Origin of the sequence: Palleronia caenipelagi (assembly GCF_007004065.1) — a bacterium.
Classification (GTDB): Bacteria; Pseudomonadota; Alphaproteobacteria; order Rhodobacterales; family Rhodobacteraceae; genus Palleronia; species Palleronia caenipelagi.
Genome location: NZ_VFSV01000008.1, coordinates 38,719 through 56,263, shown reverse-complemented (window position 1 = coordinate 56,263; position 17,545 = coordinate 38,719). Strand labels below are relative to the sequence as shown.

Sequence of the window (17,545 nt, the reverse complement as noted above, 5' to 3'; positions counted from 1 at the left end):
GAGCCAGATCGTTCCGAAGATGCCTCACCAGCGCAGCAGATCGCCCGGTTGCGCCCCGGCGACATTCACGTACAGCGCGTAAACGGAGTGGCTCGCGGCCATGAACAAGCGGCTGTTCGAGCGCCCGCCAAAGCACAGATTGGCGCAACGCTCGGGCAGGACAATGCGGCCAATGGGTGTGCCATCGGGGGCAAAGATCATCACCCCGTCGAGATCCGGGTCACCCATCCCCCAGCCGCACCAGAGATTGCCCTCCACATCGACGCGGAAACCGTCCGGCGTGCCGGGACCGGCATCAATGAGAACCCGTTTGTTCGACAGGCTGCGCCCGTCTTCGCTGACGCTGTAGGAGAGGATCTTGCGCGTGGGGACGCCACGGGATTCGACGATATAGAGATGCCGCTCATCAGGGCTGAAGGCGAGGCCGTTCGGCCCCAGAATATCGTCCGCCACCACCCGCACATCGCCGGTCTCGGGGTCCAGCCGGTAGACGTTCTGACCCAGCTCCGGCTCGGAGCGGTGGCCTTCATAATTACCCAGGATGCCAAAGACCGGGTCGCTGAACCAGATGCTGCCGTCGGATTTCACGATCACATCATTGGGGGAATTCAGCCGCTTGTCATCATAGCTGTCGATGAGGCAGGTGATGGTGCCGTCATGCTCCGTCCGCGTCATCCGCCGTCCGCCATGTTCGCAGGTGATGAGGCGGCCTTGCAGATCGCGGGTCTGGCCGTTGGCGAAATTCGACGGCGCGCGCCATGCATCCACCCGTCCGCTCACCTCGTCCCAGCGCATGGTGCGGTTGCTCGGAATATCGTTCCACAGCAGATACCGCCCGTCCCCGAACCAGACGGGCCCTTCGTTCCACCGACAGTCGCTCGCCAGCCGCTCGACCCCCGCCAGAGGCAAGCGCAGCGCGTCAAAACGCGGATCGAGAGATATCACCGACGGGTCGGGATAGCGCAGCGACGGGCGCCAGTCATCGGGGGGCAGGTCAAGATCGGCCATCGGGTTACGCTCCGGCTCGGGTGGGTCTGTGGGATCAGCCTAGGTCACCGGGCCGGGGTTGAACAGAGCGAGCTGATTGCCGATCCCCAGCCGCTCGGCGCAGGTCTTCTGGCCGCTCGCCGTAGCCAGGATCGTCTCAAAGATCTGCTGGCCCATGGTCTCGATGGTTTCTCCGGCGGTGATGATCCGGCCTGCGTCGATGTCCATGAGGTCATGCCAGCGCCGGGCCAGATCGCTGCGGGTGGCGAGCTTCAGAGTCGGGACATGGGGCAGGGAATACGGCGTGCCGCGCCCGGTGGTAAAGACGTGCAGGGTCATCCCCGCCGCCAGTTGCAGCGTGCCGCAGATAAAATCCGAGGCGGGTGTGGCGGTGAAGAGCAGGCCCTTTTGCTCCGCCCGCCGACCGGGACTGACCACGCCGCTGATCGGCATGGAGCCTGACTTCACGATGGATCCCATGGCTTTCTCAACGATGTTGCTGAGGCCGCCTTTCTTATTGCCCGGCGTCGTGTTGGCGCTGCGGTCGGCCTGTCCCCGCGCCAGATAGGCGTCGTACCACGCCATCTCTGAGAGGAGCGCTTCGGCCACCTCGTCGCTGGCGGCGCGCCGGACGAGCTGGTCGATACCGTCACGCACCTCGGTCACTTCGGAAAACATCACCGTGCCGCCCGCCTGCACGATCAGATCCGCCGCATGACCCAGCGCCGGGTTGGCGGTGACGCCCGAGAGCGCATCGCTGCCGCCACATTGCAGTCCCACCACCAGATCCGAGGCCGGACAGGTCTCGCGGTGGCGCTGGTCGAGGCGGATCAGATGCCGCTCGGCGGTCGTCAGGATGGAGGCGATCATCGCTTCGAACCCCGTATGGCTCTCATCCTGAAGCGTCACCAGATCGGGGAGCGCTTCGGGGAAAAGCCGCGCGGGTTGCAGTTTTTCGCATCCGAGGCTCACCGCCATGGTGGCGCCGCCGAAATTGGGATTGCGGGCAATGTTGTGCAGGGTGCGGATCGGGATCTCCGCGTCGGGCGCGTCGATGGCGACGCCGCAGCCATAGGTGTGATCGAGCGCAACCACATCGTCCACATGAGGGTAACGGGGCAGCAGTTCGGCGCGAATGCGGGCGACCGCGTGATCGACCACGCCGGAGACGCAGTGCACCGTGTTGGTGATCGCCAGAATGTTGCGGGTGCCGACGCTGCCATCGGCGTTGCGGTAGCCCTCGAACGTGTAACACGTCAGCGGCTCGGGCTGAGGCTGGTCCGGCCCGCGTGCGAGGCCCGTCAGTGCGGGAGGTGCAGGCATGTCGAGGCTCGCCTCGTTCACCCAAGTCCCCGCTGGGATCGCATCGCGGGCGGTGCCGATGGTCACGCCGTAGCGGATGACCCGCGCGCCCCGCGCCAGATCCGTCAGCGCGACCTTGTGGGCCTGTGGCACATGCGAGGCGAGGGTGATGCCTTCGACCTCGGTCCCCGCCGCGAGGCCGCCTTCATTTGCTACCACGGCCACATTGTCAGAGGGGAGCATCCGGATCAGCCGCGCGGGTGTCATGTCTCAGTCTTCGGCCACTTGATGACCGGCCATCAGCTCCAGCGCGCGGACCATTCCGGAGTGGTCCCATCCGGCCCCGCCATTCGCGACACAGGCGTTGAACAATTCCTGCGTCGTGGCGGTGTTGGGCAGGCTGACACCGATCGCGCGGGCGCTGGACAGGGCGAGGTTCAGATCCTTTTGATGCAGCTCAATGCGGAAGCCCGGGTCAAAGGTCCGGTTGATCATCCGCTCAGCGTGGATCTCCAGCGCCTTCGACGAGGCAAACCCGCCCATGAGCGCTTGCCGGACCTTCGCCGGGTCAGCACCAGCCTTGGCGGCAAAGACCAGTGCTTCGCTCACCGCCTCGATGTTCAGGGCGACGATGATCTGGTTGGCGACCTTGCAGGTCTGCCCGTCCCCGACGCCGCCCACATGGGTGATATTCTGGCCCATGATCTCGAAAAACGGCTGCACGCGGGCAAAAGCGGCCTCGGTGCCTCCGCACATGATGGTCAGCGTCCCGGCCTTGGCCCCGACCTCGCCGCCCGAGACGGGTGCATCCACGTAGTCGCAATCGAGTTCGGCGATGCGGGCGGCGAAATCCTTCGTGGCGATAGGTGAGATGGAGCTCATATCGACCACGCATTTGCCCTCCGACAGGCCAGAGGCAACGCCGTTCCCGGCAAAGAGGACTTCCTCCACATGGGGCGTGTCCGGCACCATGACAAAGGTGATCTCGGCGGCCTCAGCCACGGCGCTGGGGCTGTCACAGGCGGTGCCACCGGCCCCGGTCAGATCGGCAGGAACGCCGCTGCGGGTGTAGAGGAACAGCTCATGCCCCGCGTCGATCAGATGCCGCGCCATGGGCGTGCCCATGATCCCCAGACCGATGAAACCCAGCTTGCTCATAGAAGTCTCCTGTCGATGTCAGTAGCCGCCGCCGTCACCCGTCGGCATGCCGTCGCGCATGACCGACAGAGCCTGCTGCGAGCCGGTGGCCAACAGCCGCGCATCGGCGCCTGCAGTGACGAATTGAAAGCCCATCTCCACGCGCTTCAGCGCGGCTTGCGGGGTTCCGTTATGGATGCCCGCGATCTTGCCCGCTTCGCGGGTCTTGGCGCAGATATACTCGACAGCCTCGGCCGCGGGCGGGTCGAGATCGTCGAAGAGCGGGCTGCAACCCAGCGCCAGCGACAGGTCGGACGGGCCGATATAGACCGCGTCGATGCCCGGAACGGCGAGAATCTCTTCGAGATTGTCGAGTCCCGCGCGGGTCTCGATCATCGCAAAGACGACAATCGTGTCATTGGCAGCGGACGGATAATCCGGTCCGCCATAGAGCAGCCCCCGGACAGGCCCGAAGCTGCGGGTCCCACGGGGCGGATAGTGGGTCCACGCGGCGAGGCGTTCGGCATCTTCGCGCGTGTTGATCATCGGGCAAATGACGCCATAGGCGCCCCCATCGAGCGCCTTCATCAGGTGGCCCGCATCGAGCCACGGCACCCGCACCACGGGCACCGTGTTGGTGGTCGAGATTGCCTGCATCATGGTGACGGCGGCCTGATAGTCCACCAGACCGTGTTGCAGGTCGATGGTCAGGCTGTCCCAGCCCTGATGGGCCATGGTCTCGGCGGAAAAGCTGTTGGGCACCGCCAGCCAGCCATTCACCACGGCGCCACCCGATGCCCAGATCTGTCTCAGCTTGTTTGCACGCATGAAAATCCCTTAGGGTTGAAGTCGAGGATCAGTCCTCGTGAATACCATCGGCGCAGAACAGACCGCCTTGCAAGCGGGCACGTGGGTCTTCCGGCCCCGGGCGTGGCTGGGCGGCGTCGAGTTTCGCGCGATACGCCTCGGCATTGTCTTTGGGCTGCCAGCCCAGATAGGCGACTTCACGATTGTCCCACCAGCCCGCATCGTTGTTCGAGGCGCCGTAGATGATCGGACATCCCAGCACGGGGATCGCAAAGATCCGCTCGATCAGCGAGATGAGGTCATCGGGGCTGAGCCATGTGGACAGCATCCGGTGGTCGACAGGCTCGGGCACGCAGGACCCGATGCGGATGCTGGCGGTCTCGATGCCGAATTTGTCGAAATACATCCGCGCCAGCGCCTCGCCAAAGACCTTGGAAACGCCGTAATAGCCGTCGGGCCGGGTGGAAGACTTTGCATCAAGCCGCTCCGTCTGCGGGTGGAACCCGATCGCATGGTTGGAGCTGGCAAAGACGATACGCGGGCGGGTCGGGGCTTTGCGGGCAGCCTCGTAGAGATTCACCATCCCGTCGATATTGGCGTTGCGCACGATCTCCCATGTGGCCTCGACGGGTTGGCCGCCCATATGAACGATGCCGTCGCAGCCCTCGACCAGCGCCTGAACGGCGGCCTTGTCGCCCAGATCGCAGCGGATGATTTCTTCGTTGGGACCGGCCTCGCCCAGATCGCCCCGGGCACTGACGCGGATCACCCTGGCCAGATGACCCAGCCGGGCACGGCAAAGGGAGCCAAGCGCACCATTCGCGCCGGTGATGAGCAATCGTTCGAGCATGGGGCGGTCTTTCCAGTCAGGGAGTCCGGGGCGCATCGCAACGCCCCGGACATGAGCTTAACGCGATTATTCGGTGTTCTGCACCGCTTCGAGGAGTTCGGCGCCGTTCTTCTCCTTGAAGTCCTCGTAGACGGGACCCATCCGGTCGCGGAAGGACGCCACATCGGCCTCGTTGATTTCCATGCCCTTGGCCTTGAGCTCTTCGAGTGCCTCGGCACCAACCTGCCCGGTCAGCTCGATCTCGTATTCCTGCAGCGCGGCGGCCTGCTCGGTGATCGCGGCCTGTTGCGCTTCGTCGAGACCGTTCCACGTCGCCATGCTGATCGCCACGACCCCCGGCGGACGGAAGTGCTGGGTCAGGGAGTAGTAGCCGCTGACCTCGTAAAATTTGTCGTTCAGCACGTTGCCCGCCGCGTTCTCGCCGCCGTCCAGCACGCCCTGTTCCAGCGCGGTGTAAAGCTCGGAATAGGACATGGGCGTGGCCGAGCCGCCCATGGCGTTGACGGTGTTCACCATCAGCGGGCTCTCCATCACGCGGATCTTCAGCCCGTCGAGATCGTCTGGCGTGTTGATCGGGCGGACCTTGTTGAACACGTTGCGATAGCCGTTGTCGAACCATGCAAGGATCTTGATACCGCGCTCTTCGGCGAGGGCGCTGAACTCTTCGCCCACGGGACCATTTACCACGTTTTTGAAGTGGTCGGTGTCGCGGATCAGGTACGGCAGGCTGAACAGATCAAACTGAGGGATAAAGCCCGAGAGCGGCGCGGTTGAGACCTGCGCCATCTGGATGCTGCCCAGCATCATGCCTTCGATATAGTCTCGCTCGCCACCGAGCTGCGCGCCGTCGAGCACCTCGATCTTCAGACCCACATCTGCTGCGGCGATCTGGTCCGCGAACCAGCGCAGCGACACGTTGTGGTGGTGGGTCGGGCCGGTCACCGACGCCACGCGGATGGTGGTGTCGGCGGCCAGAGCCGGTCCGGCGAGGCCGCCCGCGACAAGGGCCAGCGCCCCGGCGGTCGAGAGCAGTGTTCTGCGGTTCATCATGGTTTTCCTCCCTTTATGACGTCTGTTTTGTACGGCTAGCGGCACCGTGATTGGGGCCGCGGTCATCGGTGCAGGTTCAGCGCTGCACGGCGAAATCGTCGGGCATGTCGAGCACCAGCTTATTCAGCGGACGCACGCCGTCTTCGGTCACGGCCACCACGACTTCGACACGGTAGCCCCCGCCGGGCAGGTCGTGCAGGTCGAGTTTCACCGCCAGCGTCATCCCGGCCTCCAGCTCGAAATCACTGTCGGAGCTGAGGTTCGGCGGCTCCACCACGTCGAGCCCCACCGCGTGACCCACCCCTCGCAGACCCTGCGCGTAAGGCGTGAAGTTGTCGGCAAACCCGTGTGGCTCCAGCTCGGCCAGCAGCGTGTCAAAGATCGACCGCGCGGTGATGCCGGGGCGGATGGTTGGGATGACTTTCTTCAGCGCCTGATGGCCCACAACCAACGCGCGCTCCTGTTCGGGATCGGCACCGGGCATCAGGATCGTGATGCCGCCATCGTTGCAGTAATGGCCGATGGCCGGGTTGAAATCGAGCATGACGAATTCGCCGGGCTGGATCTTGCGATCCGTCGCGCGCCATGCCGGGTAGTTTGTATTCGGGCCCGACATCACCACCGTCGCCGAGCCGATATCGGCGTTCATCTCGCGGGCGAGGCCTTCGGCGAGACCGGCGACCTGAATTTCGGTCATGCCCACCTTCACCTCTCTGGCGGCGCGCTTCAGCACCGCGTCATTGATGTCGGCGGCCTGCTCCATGAGGTCGATCTCGGCGGCGGTCTTGATCTTGCGCAGGTCCAGCATGATGTCGTCGCGGTTCTCGATCACCGCCTCGGGGACCGCATCCACGAGCTGTTCGTAGATCTCAAAGGGCAGGATGTTCTTGCCGATCAGGCCTATCTTGCTGGCGCGCCCGACGATGGGTTTGAAGACCTGCGGGAAATCCGTGTAGGGGCGGTGGATGCCGCGCACATCTTCGATCCAGCACATATCCTTGGCCGCGTAGGCATTGAGCCGCCCGAGAAACACCACCGGCGCCTCGTCCCCAACAATCAGCACCAGTTGCGGGCTCTCCTCGATGACGTTGATTGGCTTGTAATCCGTGACATAGGTCGAGTGGCCCGAGCGGTATTCGTCCGAATAGATGATCAGCGCGTCATAGCCTTCGGACTTCATCCGGCTGCGGAGGTTCTTGACTCTTTGTTGGAGTTCTTCGGTGGCGATAGTCACGGGCAGGATCCCTTTGTTGTGTGGGGCGTCAGTTTCCGAAAATCGCCGGCACGGTCATGACGAGCGGCGGGAAGAGGACGCAGAGGAAGAGGACGAAGACCAGCACCGCGCAGAAGGGCACGAGCCCTCGCATCGCTTGCGAGATCGTGATCCCCCCGATGGCGCAGGAGATATAGGTGAGGATGCCGACGGGCGGCGTGACCGACCCGATCACGACCGACAGAACCATGATCACCCCGAAAAAGACCGGATCGATGCCGAGGCCCTGAATGACCGGCAAAAGGACAGGGGTGAAAATGATCAGGATCGGGATGCCCTCGATAAAGAGGCCAAGGATCAGGATGAAGAGGACGATCAGCATCAGCGCGACGGTCGGGTTGCTGGAGATGCCGCCGAGGACCCCGAGCACGGCCGCACCGAACCCCGCCCAGGCCAGGAGCCAGGCAAAGGACGTGGCCATGGCGATCAGGAACATCGCGGCGGCTGTGGTCACGGCGGCGTCGATCAGGAGCGTGCCGACCAGCTTGAAGGACAGGGTTTTGTAGACAAATGTCCCGATGATGGCCGCATAGGCGACGGCGACAACCCCGGCCTCGGTCGCGGTGAACACGCCGGAAAAGATCCCGCCAAGGATGATGATCGGCATGAGGAGCGCCAGCGCCGCTTCCTTGAGCGAGCCGAGGATCGGCGGCAGTTCGCTGCGCGGCGGGGCCGGGTAATTGCGTTTCTTGGCGATGTAATAGGCCACGCCCATCAGCCCCAGTCCCATCGCGATGCCGGGCACGAAGCCGGCGAGGAACAGCGAGGCGATCGAGACATTGGCGATCGAGCCGTAGATGACCATCATGATGCTCGGCGGGATGATCGGGCCGATGGCGCTGGAAGAGGCGTTCACCGCGACCGCATAATCTGCGTCGAAGCCGTTCTTCTTCATCGCCGGGATGATCATCGACCCCAGCGCTGAGGCGTCCGCCGTGGCGGAGCCGGAGATCCCTGCAAAGAACATGCTGGAGACGATGGACACATGCGCCAGCCCGCCGCGGATGAACCCCACCAGCGAGCGCGCAAAGGCCACGATCCGCTCGGTGATCCCGCAGGCGTTCATCAGCTCGCCGGCGATGATGAAAAACGGGATCGCCAACAGGGTAAAGCTGTCCACCCCGACAAAGGCCCGCGTGACGATGCTGTTGATCGGTAGCACCGGGTCGGTGAGCAGTGTCACAGCCGTCGCGATCCCCAGCGCGAATGCAATGGGCATGTTGATCAGCAGCAGGACGAAGAAGGTCAGGAACAGGATCGTCAGCATATCACACGCCCTCTTCGGCGGCGGGGGTGCGCAGGATGTGGATCAGTCGCTCCAGACAGATCAGCACGATCAGCACCATGGAAACCGGGATGGCGAGGTAGATCCACGACATCTGGACGCCCAGCGCGGGGGAACGCTGCATCATGTTCATATTGATCACCGGCACGCTGGCCCAGATCACGGTCGCCGCAAAGACGCCGATGAACATGGTGGTAAGGGCTTCGAGGCCGCGTCGAATGCCCGGCGGCATCGCGTTGACCAGCAGATCCACCCCGAGGTGAAACCCGCGCTCCAGCCCGACGGCACCGCCGAGGAAGACGATCCAGACAAAGCAGTAGCGGGCCAGCTCCTCCGACCATGGCAGGGGTTCGGCCAGCACGTAGCGAAAGATCACCTGCGCCAGCGTCACGACCACCATGACGACCGAGATTCCGATGATCGACGCTTTCACCACGGCCAGCAGCGCTGTGAGAATGACTGAGTTTTTCTGACCCGTCGGCCGCATCATGCGCCTTCCTCTCTGCGTAGCTTTGGTGCATTTATGAAAACGATTTCATGTACAGAGGCGATTCGTGTCAACGTTTTTCTGGCGCTTTGGGTAACTTTATTCTAAAATCGACATCAACAGAGCAAGACTCCGGTTGGTTGGGATCGTTCATTGAGAGATCGTTTTCATGATGGGGCGGCACGGGTACGGGTGACGGATGTTGCGCGTCGGGCGGGGTGTGCCGCGGCGACGGTGTCGCGCGTCCTGAACACGCCGGACATGGTCTCCCCGGACAAGCGGGCAAAGATCGAAGCCGCCATGCGCGAGCTCGGCTATGTGCGCAACCATGCGGCGCGAGCCTTGCGGTCCCAGCGTTCCAACATGGTGGGCGTACTCATCCCGACGCTGGACTACGCCCTCTACGCGAGCCTCGTCGGCGCCGCGACGGCGAGGCTGTCGGAGGCTGGGCTGACAACGCTCATCGCGACCTTTGGGTATGATCTGGAGGCGGAGTTTCGAGAAGCGCGCCTGCTGGTGGAGCGCGGGGCCGAGGCCTTGATCCTGATCGGCGACCGGCATCATGAGGACCTCTATCGCCTGCTCAGGCAATTCGATACGCCGTTCGTGAACACCTATGTGCTGGATCCCGCGAGCCCCCGCCCCAGCGTCGGGTTTGACAACGCCGCCGCAGGGGCGAGCCTTGCGCGGCATCTGATCCATCTGGGGCACCGGAACATCTGCGTCATTTCCGGTCTGACGACAGATAACGACCGGACAACCCAGCGACTTGAGGGAATTCGTGCGGAGATGCAGCGCCACGGGCTGCCACTCGACACCGACCACATCATCGAGCGACGGTACTCGATCGGTAACGGGCGTGAGGCCTGTGCCGCGCTGCTGGACCGGCTCTCACCGCGTCCCACGGCGATCATCTGCGGAAACGACGTTCTGGCGCTGGGCGCCATGGGAGAATGCCGGGCGCGGGGACTGGCGATTCCGGCTGACATCTCTCTGGTCGGGTTCGACAATCTGGAACTGTCCGAGCACTGCTCTCCGCCTTTGACGACGCTGAACGTGCCCGCTGGCGAGATGGGCACACGGGCGGCGGGGTATCTGCTTGACCGGCTTGCCGGACGACAGCCCTCCGATCATATTCCCGTGGGGGTCGAGCTGATCCTGCGCGACTCGACTGCGCCGCCGCCAACTGTCTCCTGAAGCCACCGAAGGATCCTCGATGACCGATCTGAGGCGAGTCGCCCGCACTATGTTTGACGCCGCTGTTCGGCGCGCCGACCCGGCCCGCGCCGTAAAGCGTCATCTGGAGGTCCCGGCGGCAGGTCGGTGTTATGTTCTGGCGGTCGGCAAGGCCGCCGTGCCGATGATGCGCGCGGCGCTCGCGAAACTGCCTGAAGTCGCGGATGCCCTGATCGTCACTAACCCCGAAAACGCTTGCGAGGTTGAAGGGGCCACCGTTCTGACCGGCAGCCATCCAGTCCCCGATGTCGCCTCCGCCGAGGCCGGGCGGGCTGTGATGCGGTTTCTGGATCAGGCCGGGGAGGATGACACCGTGATTGCCCTGATCTCGGGCGGGGGGTCGGCGTTGATGACCGCTCCGGCCGAGGGCATTTCGGTCGCGGAGTATGGCGCGGTGAACACGGCTCTGCTCGGCAGTGGCCTCGGGATCGAGCAGATGAACCTGGTGCGCCAACAGATTGATCAGCTCAAGGGCGGCGGGCTGTTGCGTCTTGCGGCTCTGGCACAGGTGCGGGGCTACCTGCTCTCTGACGTGATCGGAGACGACCTGCGGGCGATTTCCTCGGGTCCGACCGTTGCTCCCATCGGGACGGCGACGGAGGCGCGACATGTGCTGGAGAACGCCGGGCTGTGGGAGGGCTTGCCAAACAGTGTGCGTCAGCATCTTCAGTCCGCGTCTTCCCCCGGACCCTTGCCTGCTGCAACGAACCTGCTCATCGGCTCAAACCGGCATAGCCTCGAGGCGATGCTGGACGCCGCACCGGACGGCTATCCGGCACGCATCGTCAATGACGCGTTGACCGGCGATGTGGTGGAGGCCGCTGAGGAGATCGTAGAGGCGGCTTTGGCAGCCAAAAGTCCGGTCGCGTTGATCTTTGGCGGCGAAACGACGGTCCGGCTGCGTGGCACGGGGCTTGGTGGACGCAATCAGGAGCTGGCGCTCCGCGTGGCTGAGTTGGTCACAGACCGCCTGCCTGCGGGATGGGTCTTCCTCTCGGGCGGCACAGACGGGCGCGATGGCCCGACAGATGCGGCAGGCGGCATAGCGGACGCGGACACGCTGGGCCGGGTTCGTACGGCAGGCGGTGACCCTGCCAAGTTGTTGGCAAATAACGACAGCTATGCCGCGCTGGCTCTCGCCGGGGATCTTCTGATCTGCGGCGCGACGGGGACAAATGTCGCGGATGTGCAGGTCTTGCTCATCCCGGCCTGACCGGGATCAGAGCCAGGCGCGGTAGTCGCTGACCAGCAGATGGGTCGGTGCCTCGTCTTCTTCGATCTTGGCAAAACGGCCGATTGGCTCGCGAAAGATGTTGTCGGTCTCGTCATCGTTCACCGTGGAAACCTCGCCGATCAGCACGTCACCGCCCTCGCCCCAGAAGGCATGCCAGTCGCCGGGCCGCAGAGTGACGCTCTCGCCCGGGGCCAGCCGCAGCTTTTGCCCGGGTGTGTAATCCAAGGCGATCCCGTCGCACCACACGCGTCCGCCACGATCCTCGGCGAACTGGCCCGCGTCATCGGAGCCGTAGAGCTCGATAATCAGCGTGGCGCCGCCGCGGTTGATGATGTCCTCGGCCTTGATCACATGGGTGTGCATGGGGCTGAGTTGGTCCTGCCGGGAGATCAGCAGCTTTTCCGCGTAGCACATGCCACGCCCGGTGTTCAGGTCCGACAACAGCCCGTTGCGCAGGGTAAAGAGAAACAGCCCCATCTCGTCGAATCGTCCTTCGCCATAATCTGTGATATCCCAGCCGCAGCGGGCGTCGATCACGTGACGGGCGTCAGAGGCGCGGGCGCGGAAGGTCTCCGGGCTCCAATAGGCGAAGGGGGGTAGGGTGAATCCGTGGTGGCGGATAAGCTCGTCCGCCTCCTGCATAATGGCATTGATGCGCGAGCGCTTCATCTCGGGTCCAGTTCGTTGACGGTCCTTCGCTCTTTGTCGCGCGACCGGGGCTGTGCGGCAAGGGGACATCCCTCTCAAAGGCGCTATGACCGCCGACAATTTTCGTCTATGAATGACGAAAATCCGTCACGGAGGTTTCATGGCCCGTCGTCCCACGATCCGCGATGTGGCCCGCGAGGCCGGGTTCAGTGTTACCACGGTGGACCGTGCCCTGAACGGGCGCGCGCGGGTTCGTGAGGCGACCATGCAGCGGATCATCGAGGCGGCCCACGCCGTCGGCTACCACGCGCGTGGCCTGTTGCAGCAGAATATGTCGTCCAGCGCGCCGCCGATGCGGCTGGGCTTTCTGCTCATCAAGCAGCAACAGGAGTTCTATAAGATCCTGTCCCGCGAGATTGAGGCCGCCGTCGCGCGTCGTACCGATATCCGGGGCAAAGCCGTGATCCGCTACGTGACCTCGCAGGCGCCCGATGACTTTGCCGAGGCCATACGGGAGCTGGGGGCCAGTTGCGATGCGGTTGGCGCGGGGGCGGTGAACCATCAGAAGCTCGCAGAGGCAGTCGGAGACCTGCGGGCCGAGGGTGTGCCGGTGTTCTCGATGTTCAACGATTTTGCCCAAGGTCTGCGAAGAAATTACATTGGAATGAATAACGTAAAGGTCGGTCGCACCGCCGCCTGGATCCTCAGCAACACCATTCGGGGACCGGGAAAGGTGGCGATCTTTGTCGGCGGCAATCGCTGGCACGGGCATGATCTGCGGGAGGTTGGGTTCCGGGCCTATCTACGGGAGGCGGCGCAGGGGATCCACGTGCTCGACCCGCTGATCAATTTGGAAACCCGACAACTGACCTATGAGGCGACCATGGATCTGGTTGGGCGACACCCGGATCTGGCGGGGATTTACGTGGCGGGTGGCGGGATGGAGGGCGCCATCGCGGCGCTGCGCGAACTGCATGAGGCCCCCAAAATCCGTCTAGTGGTGAATGAGCTGACCGTCGAAACGCGCGCCGCCATGGCGGATGGCTACGTCACCATGGTGATCTGCACGCCGATCGCAGATGTGTGCCGCGATCTGGTCGAGCTGATGATCCGCGCGGTGCTGGATGGGGATGACGGCCTGTCGGGACAGCATTTCCTCGATCCGATGCTGGTCGTGCCGGAAATGCTGTGATCCCCTCGGTAATTTCTAGACAATGACGTTAAAACGTCATTTTGCACGCGCAGAAAACGTCATTTCCTGACGCATAATGCCCCCCGCATATTGACCGAATCGTGCATTGTCGCCCAGCGTGCCCCCAACAAGATGCGGCTCAGACTGCACATTTGGGAGGATATCCGGCTCGTGAAGTTCGGACTTAATCAGGTGACGGCGCCGGTTCTGGCGTATCCGGAGTTTCTCGATCTGGCGGCAGAGCTCGGATGTGTGGGTGTCGAGCTACGAAATGATCTGGGACGACTGCTCTTTGACGGGATCGAGGCGGCTCAGGCCGGTGATATGGCGCGGGCGCGGGGACTGCGGATCCTTGGGCTCAGCGAAGTGCCGCAGTTCAATGACTGGGGCCTGGAAGCCGAGGCCCGGACGCGGGCGTTGATTGGTGCGGCACGGGACGCCGGGGCCGAGACAATCAGCCTCATTCCCCGCAATGACGGTCTGGGGGGCGCAAATGGGGAGCGGCAGGCCAATCTGCGCATCGCGCTAAAGGCGATCTGTCCGCTGGTCCGGGAGGCAGGCCTGCGGGCGCTGGTCGAGCCTCTGGGCTTTGCCAGCTCATCCCTTTGCGATGGTCGTGAGGTGGCCGAGGTGGTCGAGACGCTGGGGATGATCGACTGCGTGTCGCTGGTCTACGATACCTTCCACGCCGCGCTGGCGGGAGGCGCTCCGATGGCGGCGGATCGGATCGGGATCGTGCATATTTCGGGTGTCACCGACCCCGGGGTCGGCCTTGCCGAGATGCAGGACGGCCACCGGGTTCTCGTCGCGGACGGGGATCGGCTGGGCAATACGGACCAGATCGCCGCCCTGCTGGCGGACGGCTATGACGGCGTGTTCAGCTTCGAGTGTTTTTCGCCGGAGGTGCAGCGGCTTGAAAACCCCGCCGATGCGCTGCGGCAATCGATGGAATTCATCACATCCCGGGTGATGGCCAAAGCGGCCTGAGCGCGGGACGAATCAGCCCCGCACGGGGCTTCCGGTGGAAAAGAACGGTGGGCCGGACACCATCCTTGGGAGGAACGATATGAAAAAGACCCTTTTGGCCGCGACCGCGATGGCGATGCTCGGAGCCCCGATGGCCATGGCCGAGACGATCGGCGTGTCCATTGCGCGCTTCGACGACAACTTCCTGACCGTGATGCGCAACGGCATGGAAGACTACGCGGGTGGCATCGACGGTGTCGATCTGCAGGTCGAGGATGCCGTCGATGACGTGGCCAAGCAGCTCGACCAGATCAACAACTTCATCGCTTCCGGCGTCGATGCGATCATCGTGAACGCTGTGGATACCTCCGCGACCGAAGCCATGTCGCAGGCCGCCGCCTCCGCCAATGTGCCGCTCGTTTACGTGAACCGTGAGCCGGTGAATGTGGACACGCTGCCCGACAATCAGGCCTTCGTGGCGTCCAACGAGATCGAATCCGGCACGCTGGCGGCGTTCGAGGCTTGCAAGATGCTGCGCGCCGCAGGTCATGCGGGCGGGGCCAAGGGCTACATGCTGATGGGTCAGCTCTCCAACCAGGCCGCCGTTCAGCGCTCGAAGGATGTCGAGGACGTGATCGGCATGGACATGTGCAACTTCATCACGCTGATCGACAAGCAGACCGCCGAGTGGTCGCGCGACAAGGCACAGGACCTGATGACCAACTGGTTGTCCTCGGGCGAGGAGTTCCAGGTCGTGTTTGCCAATAATGACGAAATGGCCATCGGTGCCATTCAGGCGATGAAGGCCTCGGGCGTCTCCATGGAAGACGTGGTCGTGGTCGGCGTGGATGCGACCCAGGACGCTCTGGTGGCCATGCAGGCCGGCGATCTGGACGCCACCGTGTTCCAGGATGCCGCCGGTCAGGGCCAGGGTTCGGTCGATGCGGCGCTGTCGCTGGCTCGCGGCGAGGACGTGGAGCAGAAGGTCTACATCCCCTTCAAGCTGGTGACCCCGGCCAATATCGACGACTTCCTGAGCAAGAACTGATCCCGCGCGTGACGTGAGATCTTCGCGGCCGGGCGGCCCTGATCGCCCGACCGCAGCCATTCGGCAGACAGACTTAACCACTTTACACGCACGGGGTAACCCAATGTCCAAGACTGACCACGGTGTCGGCGGGCTGACCTATGACAAGTCCAAGAAGGGCTGGCCGAACGAGGTCAACATCTTTGCCGCGCTGATCCTGATCATCCTGATCTTCGAAGCGCTCGGGCAATTCCTGCCTTACATGAATGACCAGAGCTTCCTGTTCGACACAAACGGTCGCTTTGACACGATTTTCAACGAAGCCCGCCTGAAGATCATTATCCTGCAGGTCGCGATTATCGGGATCATCTCTCTTGGGGTCACGCAGGTGATCATTTCCGGCGGGATTGACCTGTCCTCGGGTCCACTTGTGGGCGCTGCGGCGATGATCGTCATGTCCTTTGCCCAGACGGAGCTGGTGAACGGTAACCCGAACCCCAAGGCGGTGTTCGGCGACTGGGCTTTCGATTTGCCGGTTATTGTGCCCGTGATCGTGGGCTTGTGTTTTGGCGCCTTTATCGGCGCGATCAACGGCTCGCTCATTGCTTTCACCCGCATCCCGCCCTTCATCGCAACGCTGGGCATGTTCCTGATCTGCCGGGGCATCGCCCAGTGGTGGACCAAAGGCCAGCCGGTCTCTTTCCCCACCGAGAGCTTTGCGGCGCTGGGTTCGGGCATGATGCCGGTGGTCTGGTTCGCGCTGCTGGCCGTGCTGTTCCATCTGGTGCTGCGCTACACGCTCTATGGCAAGCACACCTACGCCATCGGCTCGAACGAGGACGCGGCGCGGATGTCGGGCATCAACGTTAAGCGTCACAAGGTGCTTGTCTACATGATCGCCTCGATGCTGGCCGCCTTCGCCGCCATTATCCTGAGCTCCAAGAACCTCACCGCCCAGACTGGCATGGGCCAGTTCTATGAGCTCTTCGCCATCGCCATGGCGGTGATCGGCGGGGTCAGCCTGACCGGCGGACGCGGCTCGATCATCGGCACCGTTCTGGGCGCCATGGTGTTCGGCGTGATCCAGTCGGGATTTACCTACATCAAGCTTGATGCGTTCTATCAGCTCATGGCCATGGGCGCGATCATCATCAGCGCTGTGGTGCTTGACCAGTGGCGTCAGCAACGCGGCTCTTCGCGGAACTGAGGCAGAGGAGGGACTTATGACCGAATTAGGCAATATCATCCTCGAAACCCGGGACCTGACCAAGCATTACGGCGGTGTCCACGCGCTGGAGGGGGCGGACTTTACCCTGCGCAAGGGCGAACACGTGGCGATCATGGGCGATAACGGGGCGGGGAAATCCACCTTTGTGCGCCAGATCACCGGGGTTGAGCAGAAGACGCGCGGCGACATCATCTTCGACGGCAAGCCGGTGAACTTCACCGGCCCGCTGGACGCTCGCGAGGCGGGGATCGAGGCGGTGTTCCAGACGCTGGCGCTGGCTGACCATCTCGACGTGCCCGACAACCTGTTTCTCGGGCGCGAAAAGACGAAATGGAACTGGCTCGGCCCGTTCCGTCGTCTGGATTACAAATCCATGCGCGAGGACACGCTGGAAGCGTTGCAGAAAACCGGGGTGAAGATCCCCAACATCCGCAATACGATCCAGAACATGTCTGGCGGTCAGCGTCAGTGTGTGGCGATCGCCCGGACGGCGACCTTCCACTCGAAGCTGACGATCATGGACGAGCCCACCGCGGCGCTTGGGGTGCAGGAGACCGCGCAGGTCGAGAACATTATCCGTACGCTCAAGGAACAGGGCGAGCCCCTGATCCTGATCAGCCACAACATGCGTCAGGTCTTTGATCTGATGGATCGCGTGGTGGTGTTCCGCCGGGGCCGGATCTGCGCCAATCTCGATATCCGCAACGAGGATATCACGGGCGAGGACGTCGTGGCCTATATTACCGGCGCGAAGACCCAGCCGGAATACGAAGACGCCGCCTGACCCGAGACGCGCCCGGACCGGTTCCGGGCGCATCCCCCCACACCTCACCAGA

17 protein-coding genes are annotated in these 17,545 nt (G+C 63.5%); 7 read left to right on the top strand and 10 right to left on the bottom strand.

What is annotated here, in order from left to right:
- Positions 1 to 24 precede the first annotated feature (24 nt).
- From FEV53_RS06470 to FEV53_RS06430, 9 genes are all read right to left on the bottom strand, one after another.
- Positions 25 to 1,008 carry an SMP-30/gluconolactonase/LRE family protein gene (locus FEV53_RS06470; protein ID WP_142834002.1) on the bottom strand — a complete coding sequence of 328 codons (984 nt, stop codon included), beginning with the start codon at positions 1,006 to 1,008 and terminating at the stop codon, positions 25 to 27.
- A 39-nt stretch (positions 1,009 to 1,047) separates the two neighbouring features.
- Positions 1,048 to 2,556 (bottom strand): galactarate dehydratase, encoded by a 1,509-nt coding sequence (gene garD, locus FEV53_RS06465; RefSeq protein ID WP_142834001.1) that lies wholly within the window; start codon positions 2,554 to 2,556, stop codon positions 1,048 to 1,050.
- A 3-nt stretch (positions 2,557 to 2,559) separates the two neighbouring features.
- Positions 2,560 to 3,447 carry a 2-hydroxy-3-oxopropionate reductase gene (gene glxR / locus FEV53_RS06460; protein ID WP_142834000.1) on the bottom strand — a complete coding sequence of 296 codons (888 nt, stop codon included), beginning with the start codon at positions 3,445 to 3,447 and terminating at the stop codon, positions 2,560 to 2,562.
- Positions 3,448 to 3,465: 18 nt separating this feature from the next.
- Positions 3,466 to 4,254 carry an HpcH/HpaI aldolase family protein gene (locus tag FEV53_RS06455; RefSeq protein ID WP_142833999.1) on the bottom strand — a complete coding sequence of 263 codons (789 nt, stop codon included), beginning with the start codon at positions 4,252 to 4,254 and terminating at the stop codon, positions 3,466 to 3,468.
- Positions 4,255 to 4,282: 28 nt separating this feature from the next.
- Positions 4,283 to 5,119, bottom strand: coding sequence for an NAD-dependent epimerase/dehydratase family protein (locus FEV53_RS06450; protein WP_246100746.1), 837 nt, complete (start codon positions 5,117 to 5,119; stop codon positions 4,283 to 4,285).
- A 30-nt stretch (positions 5,120 to 5,149) separates the two neighbouring features.
- On the bottom strand, positions 5,150 to 6,133 hold the full coding sequence (locus FEV53_RS06445) for a TRAP transporter substrate-binding protein (protein WP_221931588.1): 984 nt from the start codon (positions 6,131 to 6,133) through the stop codon (positions 5,150 to 5,152).
- Between the two features lie 76 nt (positions 6,134 to 6,209).
- Positions 6,210 to 7,367: a M24 family metallopeptidase gene (locus FEV53_RS06440; protein ID WP_142833997.1), complete on the bottom strand. Its 1,158-nt coding sequence runs from the start codon at positions 7,365 to 7,367 to the stop codon at positions 6,210 to 6,212.
- Positions 7,368 to 7,395: 28 nt separating this feature from the next.
- Entirely contained in the window at positions 7,396 to 8,673 is a 1,278-nt protein-coding gene (locus tag FEV53_RS06435) for a TRAP transporter large permease (RefSeq protein WP_142833996.1), read from the bottom strand.
- Between the two features lies 1 nt (position 8,674).
- The gene (locus FEV53_RS06430; RefSeq protein WP_142833995.1) at positions 8,675 to 9,181 is read right to left on the bottom strand and encodes a TRAP transporter small permease; all 507 of its coding nucleotides are present in this window, start codon (positions 9,179 to 9,181) and stop codon (positions 8,675 to 8,677) included.
- A gap of 150 nt (positions 9,182 to 9,331) precedes the next feature.
- Here FEV53_RS06430 and FEV53_RS06425 point away from each other — a divergent pair, with 150 nt between their 5' ends.
- A complete protein-coding gene (locus FEV53_RS06425; RefSeq protein WP_142833994.1) occupies positions 9,332 to 10,375 on the top strand; it encodes a LacI family DNA-binding transcriptional regulator in 1,044 nt (347 codons plus the stop codon).
- A gap of 19 nt (positions 10,376 to 10,394) precedes the next feature.
- Positions 10,395 to 11,627: a glycerate kinase type-2 family protein gene (locus FEV53_RS06420; RefSeq protein WP_142833993.1), complete on the top strand. Its 1,233-nt coding sequence runs from the start codon at positions 10,395 to 10,397 to the stop codon at positions 11,625 to 11,627.
- Between the two features lie 6 nt (positions 11,628 to 11,633).
- On the opposite strand, the gene FEV53_RS06415 is transcribed toward FEV53_RS06420, so the two are convergent.
- Complete coding sequence (locus tag FEV53_RS06415; protein ID WP_142833992.1) at positions 11,634 to 12,317, bottom strand: D-lyxose/D-mannose family sugar isomerase; 684 nt, start codon at positions 12,315 to 12,317, stop codon at positions 11,634 to 11,636.
- Between the two features lie 139 nt (positions 12,318 to 12,456).
- On the opposite strand from FEV53_RS06415, the gene FEV53_RS06410 reads away from it, so the two are divergent.
- The 5 genes from FEV53_RS06410 to FEV53_RS06390 all read left to right on the top strand — a co-directional run bounded on the left by FEV53_RS06410 (position 12,457) and on the right by FEV53_RS06390 (position 17,493).
- Positions 12,457 to 13,488, top strand: coding sequence for a LacI family DNA-binding transcriptional regulator (locus FEV53_RS06410; protein ID WP_142833991.1), 1,032 nt, complete (start codon positions 12,457 to 12,459; stop codon positions 13,486 to 13,488).
- 171 nt (positions 13,489 to 13,659) lie between these two features.
- On the top strand, positions 13,660 to 14,475 hold the full coding sequence (locus FEV53_RS06405) for a TIM barrel protein (protein WP_246100745.1): 816 nt from the start codon (positions 13,660 to 13,662) through the stop codon (positions 14,473 to 14,475).
- A gap of 79 nt (positions 14,476 to 14,554) precedes the next feature.
- A complete protein-coding gene (locus FEV53_RS06400) occupies positions 14,555 to 15,502 on the top strand; it encodes a sugar ABC transporter substrate-binding protein (protein ID WP_142833990.1) in 948 nt (315 codons plus the stop codon).
- Between the two features lie 103 nt (positions 15,503 to 15,605).
- Complete coding sequence (locus FEV53_RS06395; protein WP_142833989.1) at positions 15,606 to 16,688, top strand: ABC transporter permease; 1,083 nt, start codon at positions 15,606 to 15,608, stop codon at positions 16,686 to 16,688.
- Between the two features lie 16 nt (positions 16,689 to 16,704).
- Positions 16,705 to 17,493 (top strand): ATP-binding cassette domain-containing protein, encoded by a 789-nt coding sequence (locus FEV53_RS06390; protein WP_142833988.1) that lies wholly within the window; start codon positions 16,705 to 16,707, stop codon positions 17,491 to 17,493.
- Positions 17,494 to 17,545 lie beyond the last annotated feature (52 nt).